This window comes from Achromobacter sp. (genome assembly GCF_036567245.1).
In the GTDB taxonomy this organism is placed as follows: domain Bacteria; phylum Pseudomonadota; class Gammaproteobacteria; order Burkholderiales; family Burkholderiaceae_B; genus Achromobacter.
Window position 1 is genome coordinate 1 of sequence record NZ_DATCUY010000247.1, and the last position, 4,455, is coordinate 4,455.

Genomic DNA, 4,455 nt, shown 5'->3' on the forward strand with positions numbered 1-4,455 from the left:
CCCGCCGTGGCACGGATGGTGGATGCGGCGTCGGCGTTGGACGGCGCGCTGGGCCGCTGGTGCGCCCAGCCGGGCACGGCGGACGCCGCACGCGTCAAAGAGGCTTTCGAGAACCTGGCCCTGGCCTGGTCCGGCATCGAGTTCCTGCGCTTCGGCCCGTTGGTGCAGGCCAACCGCTACGAGCGCCTGGCCTTCTGGCCCGATACGCGCGGCGTCATGCCCAAGCAGGTGCAGGCGCTGATCGCCGCTCAGGACGGCGCCTTGCTCGTGCCCGGCGCCCTGGCGGGACGCAGCGTGGCCGTGCAGGGCCTGCCCGCGTTGGAATACGTGCTGTACGGCGAGCCGGCCTTGCTGCGGCAGGATGGCGGGCAGGTCGACGCCTACGCCTGCGATTACGCCCGGGCGGTGGCCGCCAACGTCGGGCAGATCACGCGCGATGTAGCCCAGGCCTGGAGCGCCGAGGGCGATTTCGGCCGGCAGTTCGCGCAACCCAAGTCCGGCAACGACCTGTACCGCGATCAGCAGGAAATCGCGGCCGAGGCCATGAAGTCCCTTTCCACCGGGCTGCAATTCGCGCGCGACGTGAAGATCCTGCCGGTGCTGGGCGATACGCCAGAAGCGGCGCGGCCCAAGCGCGCCGCGTTCTGGCGCAGCCAGCTGTCGACGCGTCTGCTGGCGGCCAACCTGGACGGGCTGCAGGCGTTTTATCAGGCGGGCGCCTACGCACTGCCCAAGGGCGACGCCTGGATGGCCGAGTCCGTGCGCGGCGAACTGGCGAGCGCGGCGCGCGCCTTGCGGGATGTGCCGGGGCCGCTGGAGCAGGCGCTGGCGCAGGAAGAAGGGCGCAGGCAGTTGACGCTGGCAGCGCTGACCCTCAAGAACGCCAAGGCCATCGTCGATGAGAATCTGGCGCCGGCCCTGGGCGTCACGATTGGATTCAATGCGCTCGATGGCGATTGACCGGCGCCGCTTCCTGTCGCTCGCGGCCGCCATGGGCCTGGCGCCCGCAGCTGCGCTGGCGGCCGCGCCCAAGGACGGCGAAGTCCTGTACCTGAGCGCGCGCAAGCGCGCCGGGCGCGACGAAACTGCGCTGCTGGATGAGGCGGGGCATGATCGGCTGGTGGTGTCCATGCCTGCGCGCGGACATAGCTTCGCCATCGATGCCGCAGGGGAGCGCGCTGTTGTCTTCGGGCGCCAGCCGGGCTTCTTCGCGCTGGCATTTTCCCTGCGGGGTGGTGAGCCTCAAGCCTTGCCCCTGCACGAGGAGCGCCACTTCTTCGGCCATGGCGCCTATGTGGACGGCGGCCGCCTGCTGGCCGCCACCGAAAACGATTTTGAAGCGGGCCGGGGCGTGCTGGGGCTGTACGACGCTTCGCCCGGTGGCGCCTACCGCCGCATCGGTGAATTCGACAGCGGCGGCATCGGCCCGCACGAAGTGGTGCTGATGCCCGACGGCAGGACGCTCTGCGTCGCCAACGGCGGCATCCTGACGCACCCCGACTACGGCAAGCTGGAGCTGAATCTGGACACGATGCGGCCTTCGCTGGCCTACATCGACGCGGCCAGCGGCGAGCTGCTTGAAAAAGTGGAGCTGGATTCCGCTCTGCACCGCCTGTCCATCCGCCACCTGGCGCTGGCCGCCGACGGCAGCGTCTGGTTCGGCTGTCAGTACATGGGTCCGGCCTCCGATCGGCCAGCGCTGGTGGGGCGGCACAGGCGCGGCGCGCGGCTGGAGCTTTTCGAAGGACCCGCGCAGGCGCTGCGGCAGATGCGCAACTACGTCGGTTCGGTGGCGGTGGATGCGACCGGTGCGGTGGTCGCGACCTCCAGCCCGGTGGGCGGACAGGTGATCTACTGGGATGCGGCCAGCGGCCGTTGCCTGGGCACGACCGAACTGGCGGATGGCTGCGGCGTGGCGCCGGCGGCCGGCGAGGGCTTCCTGCTGAGCAGCGGCCTGGGAGCGATGCTGCGCACCGATGCCTCGGGCACGGAAAAGCCCGTGCTGGCGCCGTCGCGCGAGGTGTCCTGGGACAATCATTTCCGCAAGGTCCCGGCGCGGGCCTGATCCGGCTTGCTTACAAAGCTTGACACAACGGGGCCGCGACGCGGCCCTGATCGCATGCGCCATCTGATAAAGTTTTCGGCTGTTTTTTCAGGCCGCAAGGCGCCCGCTGCCGGGCTGCTCTCGCGGCCTCAACTTTTCCGCAGGAGTATCCATGGAAGAAGCCTTGAAAGAATTTAACGCCTGGGCTCCCAAGCTGGTGGACCTGGGCCTCAATCTGGCGGTCGCGCTGCTGATCCTGATCATCGGCTGGTGGGTTTCGTCCCTGTTGGGCAGCTGGGTGCGCCGCGCCGCGACGCGCTCCAAGAAGATCGATCCCACCATCGTGCCCATGTTCTACAGCACCGTGGTCTGGACGGTGCGCATCTTCACCGTCATTGCGGTGCTGGCGCGCTTCGGCGTGCAGACGGCCAGCCTGATCGCCGTGCTGGGCGCCGCCGGCCTGGCCGTGGGCCTGGCCTTGCAAGGCACGCTGCAGAACATCGCGGCCGGCATCATGCTGCTGATCCTGCGCCCGATACGCGCCGGCGAATACGTGGCGCTGAGCACCGGCGTGGACGGCACGGTGGAAGAGGTCGGCCTGTTCCTGACGCGCCTGGTCCAGGTCGACGGCATCCATCTGACCTTGCCCAACAGCACGGTGTGGAACGCCACCATCACCAACTACAGCCGCAACAAGACGCGTCGCCTGGATATCCCGGTGCCGGTGCGCTATGGCGACAACCTGGAAGTGGTGGTGGCCAAGCTGCGCGCCATCGTGGATGCCCGCCCGGAAACGCTGAAGGATCCCGAACCGCTGGTGAAGGTGGTCGACTACAAGGAAAACGGCGTGGTCGTGAATGTGCGGGTGTGGACCGAATCGGCCAAGTATTGGGACCTGCGCTGGGGCTTGTACCAGGACATCCGCAAGTCGCTGGAAGACGCGGGCTTCCAGCCGCCGATTCCCATGCGCGAGATCCAGAACGCGAAGCCCGGAGCGGCGGCCTGAAGCAGGCTGGTCTCCGCTGGAATGACAACGGGCGCCCCTTGGGCGCCCGTTTTTTTGCCGGCTGCGGCAGGCCTCAGGCCTGCATCGACAGGCGCGCCAGCTCGGTCTTGATCCAGCCGGCGATTTCGCGCTGGCGCTGGGCCGGCATGCGGTCGATGATGGCCGTGACGCTGACCGCCAGGATCGGCGCGCCCTGCGAGTCCAGCAGCGCGCAGCCCACGCCCAGCGCGCCGCGCACTGCGTGGTTGCCCACCACGGAATAGCCGCGAGCGCGGGTGTTTTCGATCAGGCGGAACATTTCCTGCGGCGTCATGCCGCCGTATTCGTCCAGCCGGCCGGAGTTGCGCTCGACGATGCCGCGCGCAATGTCGTCGGGCAGGGCGGCCAGCAAGGCCATGCCGCCCGAGCCCACGCCCAGGGGCTGGCGCTTGCCGGCGTAGGTGGCCAGGATCTGCACGGGATAGCTGCCGATCTCGCGATGCAGGCTGATGGAATCGTCGTCTTCGCGCACTACCAGGAATACTGCGTCTCCGGTGCGGTCGGCCAGGCGGCGCAGCACGGGCAGCAACTGGCGCACACGCGGATCGCGCGAGCGCGTGTCCGGGTCCACCGCCAGTTGGGCGCGGTACTTCTTGGTGCCGGTCACGGCCAGCACCAGCCCGGCGTCGAGCAGGGCGGCCAGCAGGCGGTAGATGGTGGGACGCTGTATGCCCGTGAGGCGGGCGATATCGGTCACGCTCAGGCCATCGGGGCCCTGGTCCCGCAGGACGGCCAGGACGGCCAGTCCGCGCCGCAATGTGCGTGGACCTGCGGCCCCAGCGTCGCTATCTTGCATGAAAATCTCTGAAAACTCGGGTTATTACGGAATGTTCAAGGGAAAACCACTGTCCGTGCTGTGGACTCTACCTTGATGCAGTGCATGTGTATAGCTCAGAATGCTGCATCGAACAATTCAAATCGTCCATTCAATGGACAGTACCTGCACGGAGACTCTATGACTACAGGTCAAAAGCCTGGACTGCGGCGCTTCGCCGCCACCCTTCTGGCTACCGCCGCAAGCGCATTCGCCATGGGTTCCGCCCACGCCGCCTACCCTGACAAGCCTGTCCGCATCGTGGTCGGCTTTTCGGCCGGCGGCACCACTGATGTGATCGCTCGCATCATGGCCAAGGAATTGACCGAGAGCCTCGGCCAGTCCTTCGTGATCGAGAACAAGCCGGGCGCCGGCAGCAACATCGCCACCGACCAGGTGAAGCGCGCAGAACCCGACGGCTACACGCTGCTGTTCGTGGCCGTGACCAGCGCCATCAACCAGACGCTGTACAAGAACGTCAATTTCGACCTGACCAAGGATTTCACGCCGGTGGCGCTGGGCGCCAAGGTGCCGAACATCCTGGTGGTGAAC

The 4,455-nt window shown here is 67.5% G+C and carries 5 protein-coding genes; 4 read left to right on the forward strand and 1 reads right to left on the reverse strand.

The window, feature by feature from the left end:
• The 3 genes from VIR09_RS11025 to VIR09_RS11035 form a co-directional block, all read left to right on the forward strand.
• On the forward strand, positions 1-960 hold a 960-nt coding region (locus VIR09_RS11025; protein ID WP_332012910.1), incomplete at its 5' end, for an imelysin family protein.
• Positions 950-2,065 (forward strand): DUF1513 domain-containing protein, encoded by a 1,116-nt coding sequence (locus VIR09_RS11030; RefSeq protein WP_332012911.1) that lies wholly within the window; start codon positions 950-952, stop codon positions 2,063-2,065. The genes VIR09_RS11025 and VIR09_RS11030, both read left to right, overlap by 11 nt.
• A gap of 151 nt (positions 2,066-2,216) precedes the next feature.
• Positions 2,217-3,050 (forward strand): mechanosensitive ion channel family protein, encoded by an 834-nt coding sequence (locus VIR09_RS11035; RefSeq protein WP_013395181.1) that lies wholly within the window; start codon positions 2,217-2,219, stop codon positions 3,048-3,050.
• A gap of 73 nt (positions 3,051-3,123) precedes the next feature.
• Here the strand turns inward: VIR09_RS11035 and VIR09_RS11040 are convergent, their stop codons facing one another.
• On the reverse strand, positions 3,124-3,885 hold the full coding sequence (locus tag VIR09_RS11040) for an IclR family transcriptional regulator (RefSeq protein ID WP_332012912.1): 762 nt from the start codon (positions 3,883-3,885) through the stop codon (positions 3,124-3,126).
• Positions 3,886-4,044: 159 nt separating this feature from the next.
• Between VIR09_RS11040 and VIR09_RS11045 the strand changes: the two genes are divergently transcribed.
• Positions 4,045-4,455: Bug family tripartite tricarboxylate transporter substrate binding protein (locus VIR09_RS11045; RefSeq protein WP_332012913.1), on the forward strand; the 411-nt coding region annotated here is incomplete at its 3' end.